At 69.2% G+C, this 18,101-nt stretch carries 16 protein-coding genes and 1 pseudogene; 7 read left to right on the top strand and 10 right to left on the bottom strand.

Annotation, left to right across the window (positions count from 1 at the left end):
• Nucleotides 1-222: 222 nt before the first annotated feature.
• The 3 genes from OG568_RS15285 to OG568_RS15295 are packed head-to-tail and all read left to right on the top strand — an operon-like array spanning nucleotide 223 to nucleotide 1,699.
• Nucleotides 223-591, top strand: a complete 369-nt coding sequence (locus OG568_RS15285) for a hypothetical protein (RefSeq protein WP_329531960.1) — start codon at nucleotides 223-225, stop codon at nucleotides 589-591.
• Nucleotides 588-1,514 (top strand): alpha/beta hydrolase, encoded by a 927-nt coding sequence (locus OG568_RS15290; RefSeq protein WP_329531961.1) that lies wholly within the window; start codon nucleotides 588-590, stop codon nucleotides 1,512-1,514. The genes OG568_RS15285 and OG568_RS15290 overlap by 4 nt, the downstream gene beginning before the upstream one ends.
• Before the next feature lie 50 nt (nucleotides 1,515-1,564).
• Nucleotides 1,565-1,699 carry a hypothetical protein gene (locus OG568_RS15295; RefSeq protein ID WP_329531962.1) on the top strand — a complete coding sequence of 45 codons (135 nt, stop codon included), beginning with the start codon at nucleotides 1,565-1,567 and terminating at the stop codon, nucleotides 1,697-1,699.
• On the opposite strand, the gene OG568_RS15300 is transcribed toward OG568_RS15295, so the two are convergent.
• From OG568_RS15300 to OG568_RS15330, 7 genes are all read right to left on the bottom strand, one after another.
• Nucleotides 1,696-4,239 carry a sensor histidine kinase KdpD gene (locus tag OG568_RS15300; RefSeq protein WP_329531963.1) on the bottom strand — a complete coding sequence of 848 codons (2,544 nt, stop codon included), beginning with the start codon at nucleotides 4,237-4,239 and terminating at the stop codon, nucleotides 1,696-1,698. The two genes, OG568_RS15295 and OG568_RS15300, sit on opposite strands and share 4 nt — an antisense overlap.
• 1 nt (nucleotide 4,240) lies before the next feature.
• Nucleotides 4,241-4,924, bottom strand: a complete 684-nt coding sequence (locus OG568_RS15305) for a response regulator (protein ID WP_329531964.1) — start codon at nucleotides 4,922-4,924, stop codon at nucleotides 4,241-4,243.
• A 115-nt stretch (nucleotides 4,925-5,039) separates the two neighbouring features.
• Nucleotides 5,040-5,651 (bottom strand): potassium-transporting ATPase subunit KdpC, encoded by a 612-nt coding sequence (kdpC, locus tag OG568_RS15310; RefSeq protein WP_329531965.1) that lies wholly within the window; start codon nucleotides 5,649-5,651, stop codon nucleotides 5,040-5,042.
• A gap of 5 nt (nucleotides 5,652-5,656) precedes the next feature.
• Nucleotides 5,657-7,753, bottom strand: a complete 2,097-nt coding sequence (gene kdpB, locus OG568_RS15315; RefSeq protein ID WP_329531966.1) for a potassium-transporting ATPase subunit KdpB — start codon at nucleotides 7,751-7,753, stop codon at nucleotides 5,657-5,659.
• Between the two features lie 41 nt (nucleotides 7,754-7,794).
• A complete protein-coding gene (kdpA, locus tag OG568_RS15320) occupies nucleotides 7,795-9,459 on the bottom strand; it encodes a potassium-transporting ATPase subunit KdpA (protein WP_329531967.1) in 1,665 nt (554 codons plus the stop codon).
• A 9-nt stretch (nucleotides 9,460-9,468) separates the two neighbouring features.
• Nucleotides 9,469-9,558, bottom strand: a complete 90-nt coding sequence (kdpF, locus tag OG568_RS15325; RefSeq protein ID WP_016434100.1) for a K(+)-transporting ATPase subunit F — start codon at nucleotides 9,556-9,558, stop codon at nucleotides 9,469-9,471.
• Nucleotides 9,555-9,764 carry a hypothetical protein gene (locus OG568_RS15330; protein ID WP_329531968.1) on the bottom strand — a complete coding sequence of 70 codons (210 nt, stop codon included), beginning with the start codon at nucleotides 9,762-9,764 and terminating at the stop codon, nucleotides 9,555-9,557. Before OG568_RS15330 ends, kdpF begins: the two co-directional genes overlap by 4 nt.
• Nucleotides 9,765-9,933: 169 nt before the next feature.
• On the opposite strand from OG568_RS15330, the gene OG568_RS15335 reads away from it, so the two are divergent.
• Both OG568_RS15335 and OG568_RS15340 read left to right on the top strand, forming a co-directional pair.
• Complete coding sequence (locus tag OG568_RS15335) at nucleotides 9,934-10,542, top strand: hypothetical protein (protein WP_329531969.1); 609 nt, start codon at nucleotides 9,934-9,936, stop codon at nucleotides 10,540-10,542.
• Nucleotides 10,543-10,708: 166 nt separating this feature from the next.
• A complete protein-coding gene (locus OG568_RS15340; protein ID WP_443077867.1) occupies nucleotides 10,709-12,709 on the top strand; it encodes an amino acid permease in 2,001 nt (666 codons plus the stop codon).
• A 7-nt stretch (nucleotides 12,710-12,716) separates the two neighbouring features.
• On the opposite strand, the gene OG568_RS15345 is transcribed toward OG568_RS15340, so the two are convergent.
• From OG568_RS15345 to OG568_RS15355, 3 genes and pseudogenes are all read right to left on the bottom strand, one after another.
• The gene (locus OG568_RS15345; RefSeq protein ID WP_329531971.1) at nucleotides 12,717-14,609 is read right to left on the bottom strand and encodes an NAD-binding protein; all 1,893 of its coding nucleotides are present in this window, start codon (nucleotides 14,607-14,609) and stop codon (nucleotides 12,717-12,719) included.
• Between the two features lie 145 nt (nucleotides 14,610-14,754).
• Nucleotides 14,755-15,537 carry a DUF4118 domain-containing protein gene (locus OG568_RS15350; RefSeq protein WP_329531972.1) on the bottom strand — a complete coding sequence of 261 codons (783 nt, stop codon included), beginning with the start codon at nucleotides 15,535-15,537 and terminating at the stop codon, nucleotides 14,755-14,757.
• Nucleotides 15,534-15,947: pseudogene (locus OG568_RS15355) on the bottom strand (sensor histidine kinase); the annotation flags it as partial. The pseudogene OG568_RS15355 and the gene OG568_RS15350, both read right to left, overlap by 4 nt.
• 819 nt (nucleotides 15,948-16,766) lie before the next feature.
• Here OG568_RS15355 and OG568_RS15360 point away from each other — a divergent pair.
• Nucleotides 16,767-17,078 carry an ArsR/SmtB family transcription factor gene (locus OG568_RS15360; RefSeq protein WP_329531973.1) on the top strand — a complete coding sequence of 104 codons (312 nt, stop codon included), beginning with the start codon at nucleotides 16,767-16,769 and terminating at the stop codon, nucleotides 17,076-17,078.
• Nucleotides 17,079-17,237: 159 nt separating this feature from the next.
• Nucleotides 17,238-17,999, top strand: a complete 762-nt coding sequence (locus tag OG568_RS15365; RefSeq protein ID WP_329531974.1) for a class I SAM-dependent methyltransferase — start codon at nucleotides 17,238-17,240, stop codon at nucleotides 17,997-17,999.
• Nucleotides 18,000-18,101: the final 102 nt, after the last annotated feature.

The following is an 18,101-nucleotide window of genomic DNA, read 5'->3' on the forward strand; positions in this document are numbered from 1 at the left end:
CAACGCCACTTGGGTGCAGCCCGTTGGACGGGGCACACGGTCGGAGCCGGGCGGTTCGGTGCGCCTGACCGACCGTTGCCGGGACCAACGACCTCGAATCGTGGCACGATGCAAAGGTGAGCCGGAAAGCGGGTCCCCAAGGGAAAACGCGCGCCGGAGGCGGGACACCGGGCCGTGTCCGCCCGGCCCCGGACATCGCGCCGTACGACGAGGGGGCCGACCGTGTCCACCATTGCCGCCGCACTGCGCCAAGCGATGCGCATCGACGGAGTGCGCGGCGTGGCGGTCGTCGACTACTTCAGCCGTATGACACTCGGCGCCCTCGGCGACCCTGACGGACTCGACCTGGACCAGGCTGCCTGCGGCGACACGGATGTCGTACGCGCCAAGCTCTCCGCCATGGAGCTGATCGGTTACGCGCCGACGCGGCTGAAGGACATCCTGATCACCCTGGACACGGAGTACCACCTCATCCGCCCTCTGCTCCGCCGAGCCCACGAAGGACTCTTCCTCTACCTCGTCCTGGACCGCAGCTCTGCAGAACTGGAAGCAGTCCGCAAGGAGTTGCGCCGAATCGAGGATCTGCTGTGAAGACGACCGCCCGCCTCCCTCTTGACGAACTCCCCACCGAGATCGTGCAGTTGACCCGCGGCCCGGTCGAGTTCCGGTACGAACCCCGCGGTCCGGCCACCATCGTGGTCTTCTACGGCGGTCACCTGCGCGCCGGACTCTCTCTGGGCGAAGAGGTGTTCGCCGGCGGCGGCTGTTCGTTGCTGGTGGTGTCGCGGCCCGGATACGGCCGCACGCCGGTCACGACCGGGGACTCGGTGACCGGATTCGCCGATGTCACGGCCGAGTTGTGCGCTCATCTCGGAATCAGCGTCGTCGCCGCGGCGGTCGGTGTCTCGGCCGGCGGCCCGACCGCGGTGGCCATGACGGCACGCCATCCGGCGCTGGTGGAGCGGTTGATCCTGCAGAGCGCGGTCGGACCGCTGCCCTGGCCCGACCGCAGGACGCGCATCGGCGCCCGCCTCGTCTTCGCGGCCGGAGCGGAGGCCGTGACCTGGGCAGCCCTCCACACCCTGGTACGGCGCGCACCCGACGCGGGCCTGCGACTGCTGCTGCGCGACCTCACGATCGTTCCCGTCCGGGACATGCTGGCGGCTCTGCGACCGGAGGACCGGGCCAGACTCGCCGGCCTTTTCTCGCGAATGCGATCGGGACGCGGCTTCGTGCACGACCTCAAGGCACTGCGGAACCCGGCCACCTTGACCCGCCTGGCTGTGCAGGTCCGCCGGCCCACGCTGGTGATCGCCTCCCGGAAGGATGCGGCGGTGCCGTTCACCCATGCCCAGGCCCTCACATCGGCGATCCCCGGCGCGGAGCTGGTGGAAAGTCAGGCTGACGGGCACCTGGTGTGGTTCGGCCAGGACTGGCCCTCGATCTCCGAGAGGATCCGCACTTTCCTCACACCTCCGGAGGCGATTGCCGAGCCCGGTCGACGCGCCCGTTAGGACCGGATCGTTCAGGAGCCGATCCCTCCAGAAGGCAGCGGTGATCCACTTTGGCCATCCTCAACGACCTGGGCTCCGACGCCGACGGGGAGTACCGCCTCGGCTTCGGCTTCCTCGACGGTCACGCCATCGAACTCTCAGACCACGCCGTCGGCCTCCGCGCGGCCATGTCCCGATGGCGCTAGGTCACCGTCGTGGCCGACAGATCATGGTCGTCCGCTGTCGGGCCGGGAGCCACCGGCAGCGTAAGGACCATGGTGAGGCCGCCGCCGGGTGTGTCCTCGGCATTGAGGGTGCCGCCTATGGCCTCGGCGAAGCCGCGGGCGACGGCCAACCCCAGGCCCACCCCCGTGCCGCGCGGTGCGTCACCGTAACGCTGGAAGGGCGCGAAGATACGGTCCTTGGCCTCGTCCGGAACACCGGGGCCCCGGTCGACCACCCGGACCTCCACGCGATCGGCCATCGCGGACGCCGAGACCAGGACCGGTTCGCCGACCTGGCTGTATTTCACGGCGTTTTCGACGATGTTGGCGACGGATCGCTCCAGCAGACCCGGGTCGACCGCGACCATCGGCAGCGTCTCGGGGATCTCCAGTTCCACGCTGTCCTCGGGCACTCCGCCGAGCGCCATCGGCACGACCTCGTCCAGGTCGATCTCGCGGATGATCGGGGTGACCGTGCCGGTCTGGAGGCGGGACATGTCGAGCAGGTTGCCCACCAGATGATCGAGCCGGTCGGCGCCCTCCTCGATGGCCTCCAGCAGCTCCGCCTGGTCCTGTTCCGACCACTCGACATCATCTGAACGCAGAGAGGTGACGGCGGCCTTGATGCCGGCGAGCGGGGTGCGCAGGTCGTGGCTGACGGCGGCGAGCAGGGCGGTGCGGATGCGGTTGCCCTCGGCCAGTTCCTTGGCCTGGTCGGCCTCGGACTGGAGTCGTTGGCGGTCCAGGACCACTGCGGACTGAGCCGCGAAGGCGGCCAGGACGCGCCGGTCCTCGGCCGGCAGGACGCGGCCCGACAGGGCGAGCGCCATGTGGTCGCCGACCGGCACGTCGACGTCGGCGTTCTCGGGGAAGACGGGCGGCCGCGGTCCCACGCTGCCGGCGCAGGTCCAGGGAGCGACGTCGCTCTCGCGCTCCAGCAGGGCCGCCGACTCCATGCCGAAGGTCTCGCGCACCCGTTCCAGCAGTGCCTCCAGGCTGGTCTCTCCGCGCAGCACATTGCCCGCCAGGAAGGAGAGGATCTCCGACTCGGCCCGTAGCCGGGCAGCCTGATGCGTACGCCGGGCCGCCAGGTCCACGACCGATGCGACCGACACCGCGACGCCGAAGAAGACCGCGATGGCGACGATGTTCTCCGGGTCGGCGATCGTCCACGTGTGGATCGGAGGCGTGAAGAACCAGTTCAGCAGCAGCGAGCCCACCGACGCCGAGGCCAGGGCGGGCAGCAGTCCGCCCAGCAGTGCCGCGGCCACCGTGAGCGAGAGGAACAGCAGCATGTCGTTGGCGAGGCCGACGCCGGGGGCGGACGTGCTGAGGAGCAGGGTGAGCAGAGCCGGTCCGCCGAGCCCGACCAGCCAGCCCCAGATGATCCGGGAGCGGCCGAGCCTGGTGCCCCGGGACACGGGCAGGCCGCGGCCCTTGCCTGCCTCGTCGTGGGTGATCAGGTGGACGTCGAGGTCGGGACCGGAGTCGCGGGCGACCGTCGCGCCGACGCCGGGGCCGAAGACGTACTGCCAGCCTTTACGACGGGACACCCCGAGCACGATCTGCGTGGCGTTCACGCCGCGCGAGAAGTCGAGCAGTGCCGAGGAGACGTCGTCGCCGACCACGTGGTGGAAGGTGCCGCCCAGGTCCTCGACCAGCGTGCGCTGGACGGCCAGTTCCTTGGGCGATGCGTTGGTCAGCCCGTCGCTGCTGGAGATGTAGACGGCGAGCACCTCGCCGCCCGCGCCCTTCTCGGCCAGTCGCGCGGCCCGGCGGATCAGGGTCCGCCCCTCGGGGCCGCCGGTCAGACCGACGACGATCCGCTCGCGCGAACCCCAGATCTTGGACACCCGATGTTCGCTGCGGTACTCATTGAGGTACTCGTCGACCCGGTCGGCCACCCACAGCAGCGCCAGCTCGCGCAGGGCGGTGAGGTTTCCGGGCCGGAAGTAGTTGGACAGGGCCGCGTCGACCTTGTCCGGTTTGTAGATGTTGCCGTGTGCCATACGGCGGCGCAGCGCCGGTGGGGACATGTCGACCAGCTCGATCTGGTCGGCCCGGCGTACCACCTCGTCCGGCACGGTCTCCTGCTGCCGCACCCCGGTGATCGACTCGACGACGTCACCGAGCGACTCAAGGTGCTGAATGTTCACCGTCGAGACCACGTCGATGCCGGCCGCGAGCAGTTCCTCCACGTCCTGCCAGCGCTTGGTGTTGCGGGAGCCGGGGATGTTGGTGTGCGGCAGTTCGTCGACCAGGGCCACTTCGGGCTGCCGGGCCAGGACGGCGTCCACGTCCATCTCGGTGAAGACGCCGCCCCGGTACTCCAGCTCCATGCGCGGGATCTCCTCCAGGCCGTGCAGCATCACCTCGGTGCGTGGCCGGTGGTGGTGCTCGACGAAGGCGACCACGCAGTCGGTGCCGCGCTCGATACGGCGGTGGGCCTCGGAGAGCATCGCGTACGTCTTGCCGACGCCCGGTGCCGCGCCGAGGTAGATCCGGAGCTTGCCGCGTGCCATGTCATCCCTCGAAGCGATAGCCCATGCCGGGCTCGGTGATCAGATAGCGGGGGTGGGCTGGGTCCGCTTCCAGTTTGCGTCGCAGCTGGGCCATGTAGACCCGAAGGTAGTTGGTCTTGTTGCTCTGGGCTGCACCCCAGACTTCCTGCAGGAGCTGCCTCTGTGTGATGAGACAGCCGGGGTTGGTGACAAGGATCTCCAGCAGATGCCACTCGGTCGGGGTGAGACGGATGTCGTGCCCGCTCCGGGTGGCCTTCTTGGCGAGCAGGTTGATGGTGAAGTCGTCGGTGGTCACCAGCGTCGTCTCGGGAGCGAGAGGTATCGCCTCCGTACGGCGGACGGCGGCCCGCAGGCGGGCCAGCAGCTCGTCCATGCTGAACGGCTTGGTGATGTAGTCGTCCGCGCCCGCGTCCAGGGCGGCCACCTTCTCCTCCGATGCCCGCCGGGCGGACAGCACCAGGATCGGGACCCGGGTCCAGCCGCGCAGCGCCTTGATGACGTCCACGCCGTCCATGTCGGGCAGGCCCAGGTCGAGTACGACCACATCGGGCTGGCGCGCGGCGGCCAGCCGGAGCGCGGTGGCGCCGTCGGGCGCCGCGTCCACGCCGTACTGGCGTGCCTGCATGTTGATCACGAGGGCCCGTACGAGCTGCGGGTCGTCCTCCACCACCAGCACCCGGCTCATCGGTGTGCGGCCTTCCTGTAATCGGTGGGGTCCGGGCCTTCCGGACGACCGCGGGAGCCGGCAGGGCGGGAAGACCCGCACCGCCGGCTCCCGGCCGCCTGTCCGCGTAAGCCCATCAGTTCTTTGCCAGTTCCCTGAGCGCGATGTTGAGCTCAAGGACGTTGACGTGGGGCTCGCCGAGGAAGCCGACGCTCCGTCCGTCCGTGTGGTCCTTCACCAGCTTCTGGACCTGCGCGACGGTCAGACCGTTCGCCTCGGCGACCCGCTTGACCTGGATGTCCGCGTACTTCGGGGAGATGTCCGGGTCGATCGCGGAGGCGGAGCCGGTGACCGCATCCTTGGGGACGTCGGACTCGGGTACGCCGTTGAAGTCGGCGACCTGCTTCTTCGCCGCCTTGATGTTCTTGACGAGAGTCGGGTCACTGGCGCCCAGTTGGCCGGAGCCCGTGGCCAGCGGGTCGTAGCCGCTGTTGGAAGGCCGGCCCTGGAACCACTTGGGGTCCGGCTTGTCGGTTCCCTTGATGTTCCAGCTCTGGCCGATCAGCTTGGAGCCGACCTCCTTGCCGTCGACCTTCACCATCGAGCCGTTGGCCTTGTCGTGGAAGGCCAGCTGTCCGATGCCGGTCACCACCAGCGGATAGATGACACCGGTCACGACCGTGAGGACGAGCAGCATGCGCAGCGCCGCCCACACCATGCGTCCGGTGTTGACTACGGAGTTGTTCATGCTGATCAGCCGATTCCGGGGATGAGGGAGATGAGCAGGTCGATGATCTTGATGCCGATGAAGGGGGCGATCAGTCCGCCGATGCCGTAGATCCCGAGGTTGCGCCGCAGCATCTTGTCCGCGCTGACCGGCCGGTACTGCACGCCCCGCAGGGCGAGCGGGACCAGGGCGATGATGATGATCGCGTTGAAGATGACCGCGGAGAGGATCGCGGAATCAGGCGAGGACAGATGCATGATGTTGATCTTGTCCAGGCCCGGATAGACCGCAGCGAACAGCGCCGGGATGATCGCAAAGTACTTCGCGACGTCGTTGGCGATGGAGAACGTCGTCAACGCGCCCCGGGTGATGAGGAGTTGCTTGCCGATCTCGACGATCTCGATGAGCTTGGTCGGGTTCGAGTCCAGGTCCACCATGTTCCCGGCCTCCTTGGCGGCCGAGGTACCGGTGTTCATGGCCACACCGACATCGGCCTGCGCGAGCGCGGGCGCGTCGTTGGTGCCGTCGCCGGTCATCGCGACCAGCTTGCCGCCGGCCTGCTCCCGCTTGATGAGGGCCATCTTGTCCTCGGGAGTGGCCTCCGCGAGGAAGTCGTCGACCCCGGCCTCCTCGGCGATCGCCTTGGCCGTCAGCGGGTTGTCGCCCGTGATCATCACGGTCTTGATGCCCATGCGGCGCAGCTCGTCGAACCGCTCCCGCATGCCCTCCTTGACGACGTCCTTGAGGTGGATGACGCCCAGCACCCGGGCGCCCCTGTCGTCCTCGACGGCAACCAGCAGCGGTGTACCGCCCGCCTCGGAGATCCGGTCGGTGAGCGCGCCGGCGTCCTCGGAGACCTGGCCGCCCTGCTCCTTCACCCAGGCGATGACCGAAGCCGTGGCGCCCTTGCGGATCTTCCTGCCGTCCACGTCGACACCGGACATGCGGGTCTGGGCGGTGAAGGCGATCCACTCGGCATTGGCCAGCTCGCCCTGGTGGCGCTCGCGCAGACCGTACTTCTCCTTCGCCAGCACGACGATGGAACGGCCCTCGGGCGTCTCGTCGGCCAGCGAGGAGAGCTGCGCGGCATCCGCCAGCTCAGCCTCGGTGGTGCCGGACACCGGCACGAACTCCGACGCCTGACGGTTGCCGAGCGTGATGGTGCCGGTCTTGTCGAGCAGCAGCGTCGAGACGTCACCGGCGGCCTCAACTGCCCTGCCTGACATGGCCAATACGTTCCTCTGTACCAGCCGGTCCATGCCCGCGATGCCGATCGCGGAGAGCAGGGCGCCGATCGTGGTCGGGATGAGGCAGACCAGGAGGGCCACCAGCACGACCATAGTCAGATGGGTGCCCGCGTAGTCCGCGAACGGCGGCAGCGTGGCCACCGCGAGCAGGAAGACGATCGTCAGCGAGGCGAGCAGGATGTTCAGCGCGATCTCGTTGGGCGTCTTCTGCCGGGCGGCGCCCTCGACGAGGGCGATCATCCGGTCGATGAAGGTCTCGCCGGGCTTCGTCGTGATCTTGATGACGATGCGGTCGGAGAGGACCTTCGTCCCGCCGGTGACGGCCGAGCGGTCGCCGCCGGACTCGCGGATGACGGGTGCGGACTCGCCGGTGATGGCCGACTCGTCCACGGACGCGACGCCTTCTACGACGTCACCGTCGCCGGGGATGATGTCGCCCGCCTCGCACACGACCAGGTCGCCGATCTTCAGGTCGGTACCGGGGACCTGCTCCTCCTGGTCGCCCACGAGGCGCCGGGCCACCGTGTCGGTCTTGGCCTTGCGCAGGGTGTCGGCCTGCGCCTTGCCGCGGCCCTCGGCGACGGCCTCCGCCAGGTTGGCGAAGATGACGGTCAGCCACAGCCAGGCGCTGATCGCCCAGCCGAACCAGTCGCCCGGGTCCTTGAAGGAGAAGATCGTCGTCAGGACCGAGCCGACCAGCACCACGAACATCACGGGCGACTTGACCATCACCCGCGGGTCCAGCTTGCGGCAGGCGTCCGGCAGCGACTTGATCAGCTGCTTGGGGTCGAAGAGCCCCCCGCCGACGCGCCCGTCGGGCTTGTGCCCGGTCGGTGCGTCCTGGTGGGGCGCAAGAGTCGGAGTGGAACTGGACATGGTGTCCTGCTTCTTTGCGTCGGATTTCTGCGTGTTGGCCGTCATGACGCCAGCCCCTCGGCCAGCGGGCCCAGCGCGAGGGCCGGGAAGAACGTCAGACCGGTGATGATCAGGATCGCGCCCACCAGCAGGCCGGTGAACATCGGCTTCTCGGTGCGCAGGGTGCCCGCGGTGACCGGGATCGGCTGCTGCTCGGCGAGCGAGCCCGCCAGGGCCAGGACGAACACCATCGGCAGGAAGCGGCCGAGCACCATGCACAGGCCCAGCGTCGTGTTGAAGAAGTCGGTGTTGGCGCCGAAGCCCGCGAAGGCCGAGCCGTTGTTGTTGGAGGCCGACGTATAGGCGTAGAGCACCTCGGAGAAGCCGTGCGCCCCGATGTTGGTCATGGCGTCCTTGCCGTCCGGCAGGGCCATCGCCAGCGACGCGCCGATCAGCACCAGGGCCGGGGTGATCAGGATGTAGCAGGCCGCCAGCTTGATCTCGCGGGTGCCGATCTTCTTGCCCAGGTACTCGGGCGTACGGCCGACCATCAGACCGGCGATGAACACCGCGATGACCGCCATGATCAGCATGCCGTAGAGGCCGGAGCCGGTGCCGCCGGGTGCGATCTCGCCGAGCATCATGCCTAGCAGCAGCACGCCTCCGGAGAGCCCGCTGAAGGAGTCGTGGAAGGAGTTGACCGAACCGGTGGAGGTCATCGTGGTCGAGACCGCGAACACCGAGGACGGGCCCTCGCCGAAGCGCTGTTCCTTGCCTTCCATCGCGCCGCCCGCGAGTTGCGAGGCGGTGCCCGGGTGGGCGTACTCCAGCCAGGTCACCGCGACCACGCCGGCGAACCAGATGATGCCCATCGCGGCCACGATCGCGTAGCCCTGCTTGACGTTGCCGACCATCTTGCCGAAGGTGCGCGGCAGCGAGAACGGGATCACCAGTAGCAGGAAGATCTCCAGCAGGTTGGTGAAGCCGTTGGGGTTCTCGAAGGGGTGGGCGGAGTTGGCGTTGAAGTAGCCGCCGCCGTTGGTGCCGATGTCCTTGATGGCCTCCTGGGAGGCGACCGCGCCGGGGCTGATGGCCTGCTTGTCACCGCTGAGCGTGGTGATGGTGTGGATGTCGCCGAAGTTCTGGATGGCGCCGGCCGCGATGAGCACGATCGCCACGACCACCGAGAGCGGAATCAGAATGCGGACGATGCAGCGCACCAGGTCCGCCCAGAAGTTGCCCAGGTCGCCGGTGCGGGAGCGGGCGAAGCCGCGGACCAGCGCCACCGCGACGGCGATGCCGACGGCAGCGGAGACGAAGTTCTGCACGGCCAGACCGGCGGTCTGGGTGACGTGGCTCATCGCCACCTCACCCGAGTACGACTGCCAGTTGGTGTTCGACACGAACGACGCGGCGGTGTTGAACGCCTGGTCCGGGCTGATCGGCTTGAAGCCGAGGGACAGCGGCAGCTTGTCCTGTACGCGCTGCAGCACGTACAGGAACAGCACGCTCACCGCCGAGAAGACGAGCATGCCGCGCAGGTAGGCGGGCCAGCGCATCTCCGCGTCCGGGTTGGCACCCACCGAGCGGTAGATCCACCGCTCGACACGCAGGTGCTTCCTGGACTCGAAGACGGCGGCCATGTAGTCGCCGAGGGGACGGTGCACCAGGGCGAGCGCGCCGATCAGCGCGGTCACCATGAGCACATCAGCAAGAACGGGGCTCATGTCGGGGACTCAGAACCTCTCCGGGAAGATGAGGGCGAGGACGAGATAGCCCAGCAGGGCGACGGCCACGACGAGGCCGACGATGTTCTCGGCGGTCACAGCTTCGTCACCCCCTTGGCGACGAGGGCCACCAGCGCGAAGACCGCGATCGTGGTGACGACGAAGGCCACGTCGGCCATCGGGAACTCCTGGGTGAGGTTCGAATCGAGCGGATCGGACCAGTACAGGGAAGCGCCCCTCTGGCGGGATGCGATCCCCCTTAACGGCTCCCTTACGGCGAGCCTGGCAGCTTTGACGAAACCCATACGCCGCACCACGCACGCCTTTCGAGTGATCGTGACTGGCGCATGTTCCCCAGTCCTGACGGCACCCGACCTCGGGCCGGCGCCGCGGGCATCAGGGATGCGTCGGCTGCCCGTTAGTAACGCGTCAAGAAACGGGGAGCGGCATCTTCGCGCGCCTAATGTCGCAGGTATGGGACGCCGCATTCACAGGCCCGGTATCGGCCGGTTGGAGGGCGGGACCGGTGCGGCGCACGAACGCCACCTCCCGCAGGCGAGCCAGGTCTGTGACCGCCGTTGGGCAGGGGACCTGCGGAGCGCGATCGCGTGCGCCTCGGCGTTCCTCGGTCTGCTGCTGTTGGTGGACGCTGCGGCCGGTACGTTCACCCCGGCGCGCGTCGCACTGTGGAGCGGGCTCGCCCTGCTGCTGTTCCTCGCCCTCTTCCCCCAGCGGGTCACCGCCGGCCAGGGCTGGCTGGCGGTACGCACACCGCTGCGCACACACCGGGTGCGGACGGACCGCCTCGTTTCCGTACGCACCCCGGGAGGCACAAGAGAGCGCCTGGTACTCCGGGACGCACTCGGCGGTCGCGCAGAACTTGATCCACAGACTCTGGTCGCCAACCCGCAACTGTGGCATCGCGTCGACACGGACATCCGCGTCGCGGCGGCCCAGGGCCATCTATGCCAACCCTCGACAGCGCTGAGCGAGGTGTCGGAGCGGATCGACCGGGAGACGGCCTGGGCTGTCTTCAAGATGTCCGGACTGGCAGAGGAGTCCGACGAGTCTTCAGCCCACTAGCAAGAGCCCCCGCTTTACGCCATTTGTCCCTATCCGGCGAAATCCTAACGGCCCCTTAACACCTCCGGGCCTCTCGCCCTCCTGCTCAGCCCGCCTGCCACGGCTTAGCCTCGCGCACGTGCTCAACGTGACGGGGATCCTGAAGCGGTTGCTGATCGGCCAGGCCATGCGCAGCGAGGAACTGCACGAGACCCTGCTGCCCAAGCGGATCGCTCTGCCGATCTTCGCCTCCGACCCGCTGTCCTCGGTGGCGTACGCGACGCAGGAGATCCTGTTGGTCCTGTCCCTGGGCGGGCTGGCCTATCTGCACTTCACACCGTGGATCGCGGCGACGGTCGTACTGCTGCTGGCCGTCGTGGTGCTCTCCTACCGGCAGGTGGTCAACGCATATCCGAGCGGCGGCGGCTCCTACGAGGTCGTCTCCACCAACCTCGGCCCGTCGTCGGGACTTGTGGTGGCCGCCTCGCTCCTCGTCGACTACGTCATGACGGTCGCCGTGTCGGTCGCCTCCGGCGTCGACAACATCATCTCCGCCGTGCCCCAACTCGCCGACCACCGCGTGCTGATGGCGATCGGCTTCGTGGCCGTGCTGACCGCCATGAACCTGCGCGGCGTACGCGAGTCGGGCCGCGCCTTCGCCACACCGACGTACCTCTTCGTCGGCGGCGTCCTCATCATGATCGCGACCGGTCTCTTCCGGTATCTCGTCGGGGACGCGCCGGTCGCCGAGTCCGCCAAGTACGGCATCACCGCGCAGCCCGGGGACTCGCACCTGGCCGGGCTCGCCCTGGTGATGCTGGTGCTGCGCGCCTTCTCCCAGGGCTGCACCGCGCTCACCGGAGTGGAGGCGATCTCCAACGGCGTGCCTGCCTTCCGCAAGCCGAAGCCGAAGAACGCGGCGACCACCATGGCCGCGATGGGCATCATCTCCATCACCATGTTCGCCGGCGTCACCGCGCTGGCCCTCATCTCCAAGGTGCGCATCATCGAGGACTCCTGCCGCCTGACCGGCCTGGACGGCAACTGCGCGAGCTACACCCAGCGCACCGTCATCGCCCAGATCGCGGCCTCCGTCTTCGGCGGCGAACACAGCGTCGGCTTCTACTTCATCCAGGCCGCGACGGCCCTCATCCTGGTCCTGGCGGCGAACACCGCCTTCAACGGCTTCCCGCTGCTCACCTCGATCCTCGCCCAACACCGCTATCTGCCACGCCAGTTGCACAACCGTGGCGACCGGCTCGCCTTCTCCAACGGCATCCTCGCCCTCGCCGTCGTCAACGCACTGCTGCTGTGGGGCTACCAGGCCAACGTCACCCAGCTCATCCACCTCTACATCCTGGGCGTCTTCACCTCCTTCACGCTCTCCCAGACGGGCATGGTGCGGCACTGGAACCGGGAGCTGCGTACCGAGCGCGACCCGGCGCTCCGTCGCAGTCACCACGTCGCCCGCGCCATCAACGGCACCGGCGCCGTCGTGACGGGCCTCGTCCTGGTGGTCGTGCTGGCCACCAAGTTCACCCAGGGCGCCTGGCTCGCGGTCCTCGCCGCGACCGTGCTGTGGGTGATGATGCGCGGCATCCGCCGGCACTACGACACGACGGCGGCGGAGCTGGCCGTCACCGATCCGCACGGCGAACTCGCCCCGCCCAGCAGAGTGTTCGCCATCGTCCTGGTCTCCACGATCCACAAGCCGACCCTGCGGGCCCTCTCGTACGCCCGCGCCTTCCGCCCCGACCGGCTGGAGGCGCTGACAGTCTCCGTGGACCGCGACGAGGCGGCCGCCCTGCGCGAACGATGGGAGGAGTTCGGCATCGAGGTGCCGCTCAAGGTCATCGACTCGCCGTACCGGGAGGTGACCCGCCCGGTCGTCGAGTACGTCCGTTCCATCCGCCGCGAGAGCCCGCGCGACCTCGTCGCCGTCTTCATCCCCGAGTACGTGGTCGGCCACTGGTGGGAGAACCTGCTCCACAACCAGTCCGCCCTCTGGCTCAAGAGCCGCCTGCTCTTCACTCCCGGCGTGATGGTCACCAGCGTGCCGTGGCAGCTGACCTCCTCGCTCCGCGCCGACCGTCCCGCCGCCCGCGCCCCCGGTGCCGTCCGCCGCGGCGAACCCCCGACCCCAGCGCCCCACCCCCACGACAAGCCCCTGGGGTCCCACCGGCCGTAGGGGGGCACTACCGGCCGTCGCGCTCTCCTCGTCGGTCGTGCGGATGCGGCTGCAGGCCGGTCATCAGAATGTCCAGCCCGCGCCGCGTCGTCGCCAGCACCACACGGTCACCCGCGCGCAGCACCCGGCCGGCCACGGGACGCCAGTCGAGCCCGGTCCCGCCGCTCCGCGCACCGGCCGGGGTGTCCCGCGACGGCGCGGGCACCACGCCGACGCCGGCGGATCCGACGGCCAGCACCCGCCACTCGTTCTCCCGGAACGCCTCATGGACCGAGCGCCCTTCCAGCTCGGGGTGGCCGGCCACATCCACCACGGTGAACAGCAGCGAGCCCCGCTCCACCGGCATCACCCCCAGCACATGACGGCCCATCATCGCCGCGGCGAAGGCCGGTGCGGCGAGCGCCGAGACGCTACGGCTGCGGGTGGGCGCGTCGGGGTAGGAGGCGCGCAGGGTGCGCTGGACGGTGGCGGCGAAGTCGTCGTCGTACAGCCGCATCACCACGCGCACGCCCGGGTTGGCCTCGCGGGCGGCCATCACGATGTCGAGGTTCTCGCTGTCGTCGCGGGTCAGGACAAGCAGCGACCGGCTGTGCCGGATGCGCGCCCGGTCAAGGACACCAGGACTGCTCGCGTCTTCCAAAAGCAGGGGGACGCCGAGTTCGCGGGCGAGGGCGACGCCACGCGCGTGCGGGTCCCGTTCGACGGCCACGACCTTGTGGTCGGTGGTGCGCAGCTGCGCCAGCACGCGGGTGCCGATCTTGCCCAGGCCGACCAGGACGATGTGCCCGGCCAGGTCGTCCTCGGGCGGGTGGCTCGCGGAAGCGGTGCGGAACGCCTCGGTGGCATTCATGGTCGCGGCCACCACGAGCGGGAGGACCGCGAGGCCGACGAAGCCCGCGACCAGTTGAAGTATCCGGCGGGCCACGACCTCGTCGGTGGCCGGGTCGCCCATCGTGAAGATGTCCAGCAGCGGCAGGTAGAAGTTCTTCCACCAGGGGTGCTCGTCCGCGAACAGGGCCGTGGCGGCGGCGAGCGCGAGCACGATCGCGGTCAGGACGCCGAAGACCGCGATGACCTCGCGGGCGAGGAAGACCTTCCAGGGCAGGTGCGCGAGCCGCGCGCGCAGCCAGCTCCCGGGGCCACGCCGTGCGCGGGCGGGCGGCTCGGGTGCGTGGTGGTGGGTGACCTCTTCGAGCATCAGACGGCCGTGCGTGAACTGCCGGTGGTAGGCGGTGCGGGTGTCCGGCCGCAGCTGGGTGCCCTCCGCGCCCGGTGTCTCGGGGCTGTCCTGGCTCGCCGGGTCGTCCTGGTGCGCACCGGACAGCACGGCCAGCGTCGCCAGGTCGGTCGGCCTGACCGGTGAGCCCGCGGGCCGTACGACACCACGGAAGACCTTGCCCTCGACCTGGAGCGTGTGGCCGTGGCCGACCGCGGCGGCCGCCACCAGTTCGGGCACGGCGGTGTCGGCGTCGGACAACACGGTGGTGGACATGTCCAGTGCCGGATCGTCGGCGCCTCCTCCCGTGGCCTCGGCTGCCGCGCGGTCCAGGAGGCGTTCCAGGTGGCGGCCGCGTTCCCGGTGGAACATGCGGATGACCAGGCGTATGGACGGGTTGAGACCGCGGGCCAGCAGCGCCGCCGTCATGTTGACCTGGTCGTCGCCGTAGGTCAGCGCGAGGGCGGCGGCACGCTCCACGCCCGCGGCGAGCAGGGTCTGTTCGTCCGGGCGCGCCGACACCTGGAGCTCGACGGGCGAGTGCGGGTCACGGTGCAGCGCGGCGATCCCGGATCCGTACTCGTCGCGCCGCGACGGCAGGACGACGGTGACGGTCTCGCCGCACACGGCGTCCAGCTCGATGGCGAGCCGGTGTGCGAGCCCGTCGTCGCCGCAGATCACCATGTGCTGTGCGCGTTGGCCAACAGACGGGCCGGCAGGCAGAGTTGACGTCACATCAGTCTTGAATGGCGGTACGAGGCCGAATGGTTCCCGGAGGCGACGGGACCGGCGTCAAGATTCCGTATGTCTCGCAGCGACGCGTGGCTGTTCAGACCCGGGGCCGGGCCTGCGACAGCCCGGCCGTGTCCAGAGCCGCGCCCGCCTGGTCGGCGAGCGTCACCGCGACCAGGCGCGCCTTGAGCGACGGCACGGTCCCCGGTGTGGGGTCGAGCATGAACCGTCCGAAGTAGTGGCCGTTGCCGTAGGCGCGCAGCTCGGTCTCCCCGTCCGGCCACCCGCCGTGATCGACGTCCCAGTGCCGGCGCCCGACGGCCACCGTGCCGTCCTGTTCCAGTCTCGGCGGCTGTCCCATCAGCGTGCCGTACTCGAAGCGGCAGCCGCGCAGTGTCAGCAGTTCGATCAGCTCGCGCCGTACGTGCTCGACCACGGTATCGGCCGATTTCGTGGTCCGGGTGAGGTCGGCGGTCTCGTGGATGCGACGGAGATGGTCGGCGTCCGTCACGGTGATCACCTCCAGCCGCCGTGCGCGGGCCGCCAGTTGCGACACGACCAGGCCGACGACCAGCAGGAGTACGGCTGTCTCGATGTCGTCCGTGTCGGTCATGGTGAACCGCTCGTAGGGGCGGGTGAGGAAGAAGTCGAACCAGGCCGCCGCCGAGAGCGCGGCGACCGCGCCGGCGACGCGGTTGCCGACGGCGGCGACCGCGACCACCATCACGACCAGGATCAGCGCCGCGTTCGTGTTCGACAGGTCGGTGCGGAAGGGCACGAGGGCCAGTGCGACGAGAAACGGTCCTGCGAGGCCCGCCACCAGGGCGAGCCGGTCCCTGAGCGGATAGCCGGTCATGCGTCCGCCACCTCCTGAGCTCATGCGCTGCCTCCTACAGTCTGCGTGTCACGGGGGTGCTCCGCCTGCTCGGCGCAGGGCAGGGACAGGACCATGGTCAGGCCCCCGCCGGGAGTGTCCTCCGGGGTGAGTGTTCCGTCCATCGCTTCGGCCGGGCCCCGGGACAGTGCCAGTCCCAGGCCGAGTCCTGTGGTGCTGTCGTTGTCACCCAGCCGCTGAAAGGGTTCGAACAGCCGGTCGCGGTCGCCGTCGGGCAGGCCGGGGCCTCGGTCGACGACCCGCAGCTCGACCCGTCCGGCGAGGGCGCTCGCCGTCACGAGGAGCTTGCTTCCCGGCGGAGTGTGGCGGGCGGCGTTCCCGACCACGTTGTCGAGCACCCGCTCCAGCAGCGGCGGGTCGGCGAGCACGGGCAGGACCTCCTCCAGGTCCCGGACAGCCAGGGCATCCCTGAGCACCCGACGCCAGGGGCGATCCGTCCGCAGCCCCACTCGCGACCGCAGGCCGGCACCGCTCCCGTTCGGAGCCACCGGACGGTGCTGCTTCTGCGCCACAGCCTGGGCTTCCACCTCAGGACCGCGCGTGGGGCCGACCGTGATGGTCACGAACTCTCCAACGTCACGCACGAGCGGTCGCCCGTGTCCCACGTGCCGCTCAGTCTGCGACCGATTCCGGCCGCGGACATCGTCCGTTGACGCCCTCCTGACGCCTTCTCGGATTCGCTTGACGGGACCTTGACGCTCCCGGTGGCCGGTCCGTATGAGAGCCGCAAATTTCCGTGCCCGATAGAGCAGTTCGGGCATCGGGCCGGACTAGGTCCTCGATCGGACGCCGGAGAGGCCGCTGTCCCCTCGCACCGACCCTTCAATGTCCTTTGGCAACGAAGTTAGTCATGCGTCTCGCGCTGACCTGGGCTGCCCGAGTTGGATGGCAAAGGCTATTGCTGATCCTCTGGCTGTGATCGTTTCGGGCTGTTCATGGGCGAGTTGGTGGGCCCCGAGTCGTGGTCGCGTTCGTGCCGACTTCGTGTGCCGCACACAGGTGCGGGTACGGGGCCCTGTCCGGGAGTCAAAGGAGCATGAAGGGTGAGTGCTCGGCCAGCAGGAGCTTGCGCAGCGACGAGCGGATGCGCGACAGGATGGGGCGACGTGACGAGGTACGTGCAGACATGACTCCCCCGGCGACGGTAAGGTACGCGATGTTGCGTACCTTCAGGAAGGTACGCGCATGCACGTACCTTGTCGAGAGGCGGAGCGATGGCGGCGGGCGAGTTGGCTCATCCTCGCGTTGAGGAGCTGGAAGTGGGGGCCATCCTTGTGGCGCTGGCTGATGCGAACCGGCGTCGGGTCGTGGCTGAACTGGCCGCGGGACCGGATGAGGAGCGGTTGTGTGCTTCCTTCGATCTGCCGGTGGGGAAGTCCAGTCGCACCCGTCACTGGCGCGTCCTGCGTGAGGCGGGGTTGGTGTATCAGCGCGATGCCGGGAACGGGCTGTACATGCGCCTGCGCAAAGAGGATCTGGACCGCCGCTTTCCGGGCCTGATCCAGGCCGTCGTCTCGGCGGACTAGACGTTCCCGAGGCTGATCCAGTGTTGCCGACCTCGAACCGTTCGGCCCCGGGAGCTTCGGCAACTGCCGTGCCGGGGGCTCCGGTTGTGACCGGAAGTGATCACCGGGTTGGGTGATCCGGCGCTCTGCTGCACCGAGGCAGGGACCCATGATGTGGGGATGACTGCCAGCTCGCGTGCTCATTCGTTCAACTCGGCCGCTGCCCAGTACGAGGCGAGCCGCCCTTCGTACCCGCCGGCGCTCTTCGGCTTCGTCGAGGAGTTCCTGAGCCGTTCCCTGGCGGGTGTCCGCGTCGCCGATGTCGGCGCGGGCACCGGAATCGCGACCTCCCTGCTGCGGGAGCGGGGTGCCGATGTGGTCGCCGTCGAGCCTGGTGACGCGATGGCCGCCGAGTTTCGCCGGGTGCTCCCGGACGTGCCGATCGTCCGAGGAGACGGCAATGCCCTGCCACTCGCCGATGCCTCGCACGACCTCATCACCTACGCGCAGTCCTGGCAGTGGACCGACACCGGCCGTTCTGTCCCGGAGGCCCTGCGGGTCCTGCGCACGGGCGGGGCGCTCGCGATCTGGTGGAACACCACCGCCTTCGATGTGCCATGGATCCGCTCCCAGCACGAGCGCATCGCGCACCACTGCGGAGTTCCCGCCCGCTCCGCGGCGCGCCCCGACGACGGCGAGGCCATCCGGCTCGCGGGGCTGACCGGACTGCGGGTTGTGCGCCGGCAGATCCGCTGGCAGCGGACCGTCTCCCTTGCCACACACCTCGCCAATATCAGCAGCCGCTCAGCGTTTCTTGTCCTCGGCCAGACCGCCAACCGGGCCTTTCTCGCCGAGGAGCGCAGGCGACTGCGCGAGGCTTTCCCCGATGAACTGGTGGACGAGACCTATGTCGTTGACGTGCTGGTAGCCGCTCGTCCGTGACCTTGCGACGGGCCTGCAGACAGCGCAGGGCGGCACGGCGCCTTGGCCGATCCTGAATATTCCGTGCGTTCGGGCAGGCAGCTGTCCGTTACCGTACGCCCC

Source organism: Streptomyces sp. NBC_01450 (assembly GCF_036227505.1).
In the GTDB taxonomy this organism is placed as follows: domain Bacteria; phylum Actinomycetota; class Actinomycetes; order Streptomycetales; family Streptomycetaceae; genus Streptomyces.

Excerpts from the sequence above, each read along its gene's own strand:
- OG568_RS15300 (WP_329531963.1), bottom strand. The coding sequence starts at position 4,239 with ATGGCACGCGGCAAGCTCCGGATCTACCTCGGCGCGGCACCGGGCGTC.
- OG568_RS15305 (WP_329531964.1), bottom strand. The coding sequence starts at position 4,924 with ATGAGCCGGGTGCTGGTGGTGGAGGACGACCCGCAGCTCGTACGGGCC.
- kdpC (WP_329531965.1), bottom strand. The coding sequence starts at position 5,651 with ATGAACAACTCCGTAGTCAACACCGGACGCATGGTGTGGGCGGCGCTG.
- kdpB (WP_329531966.1), bottom strand. The coding sequence starts at position 7,753 with ATGTCCAGTTCCACTCCGACTCTTGCGCCCCACCAGGACGCACCGACC.
- kdpA (WP_329531967.1), bottom strand. The coding sequence starts at position 9,459 with ATGAGCCCCGTTCTTGCTGATGTGCTCATGGTGACCGCGCTGATCGGC.
- OG568_RS15330 (WP_329531968.1), bottom strand. The coding sequence starts at position 9,764 with ATGGGTTTCGTCAAAGCTGCCAGGCTCGCCGTAAGGGAGCCGTTAAGG.
- OG568_RS15335 (WP_329531969.1), top strand. The coding sequence starts at position 9,934 with ATGGGACGCCGCATTCACAGGCCCGGTATCGGCCGGTTGGAGGGCGGG.
- OG568_RS15340 (WP_443077867.1), top strand. The coding sequence starts at position 10,709 with ATGCGCAGCGAGGAACTGCACGAGACCCTGCTGCCCAAGCGGATCGCT.
- OG568_RS15345 (WP_329531971.1), bottom strand. The coding sequence starts at position 14,609 with ATGGTGATCTGCGGCGACGACGGGCTCGCACACCGGCTCGCCATCGAG.
- OG568_RS15350 (WP_329531972.1), bottom strand. The coding sequence starts at position 15,537 with ATGAGCTCAGGAGGTGGCGGACGCATGACCGGCTATCCGCTCAGGGAC.
- OG568_RS15360 (WP_329531973.1), top strand. The coding sequence starts at position 16,767 with ATGGCGGCGGGCGAGTTGGCTCATCCTCGCGTTGAGGAGCTGGAAGTG.
- OG568_RS15365 (WP_329531974.1), top strand. The coding sequence starts at position 17,238 with ATGACTGCCAGCTCGCGTGCTCATTCGTTCAACTCGGCCGCTGCCCAG.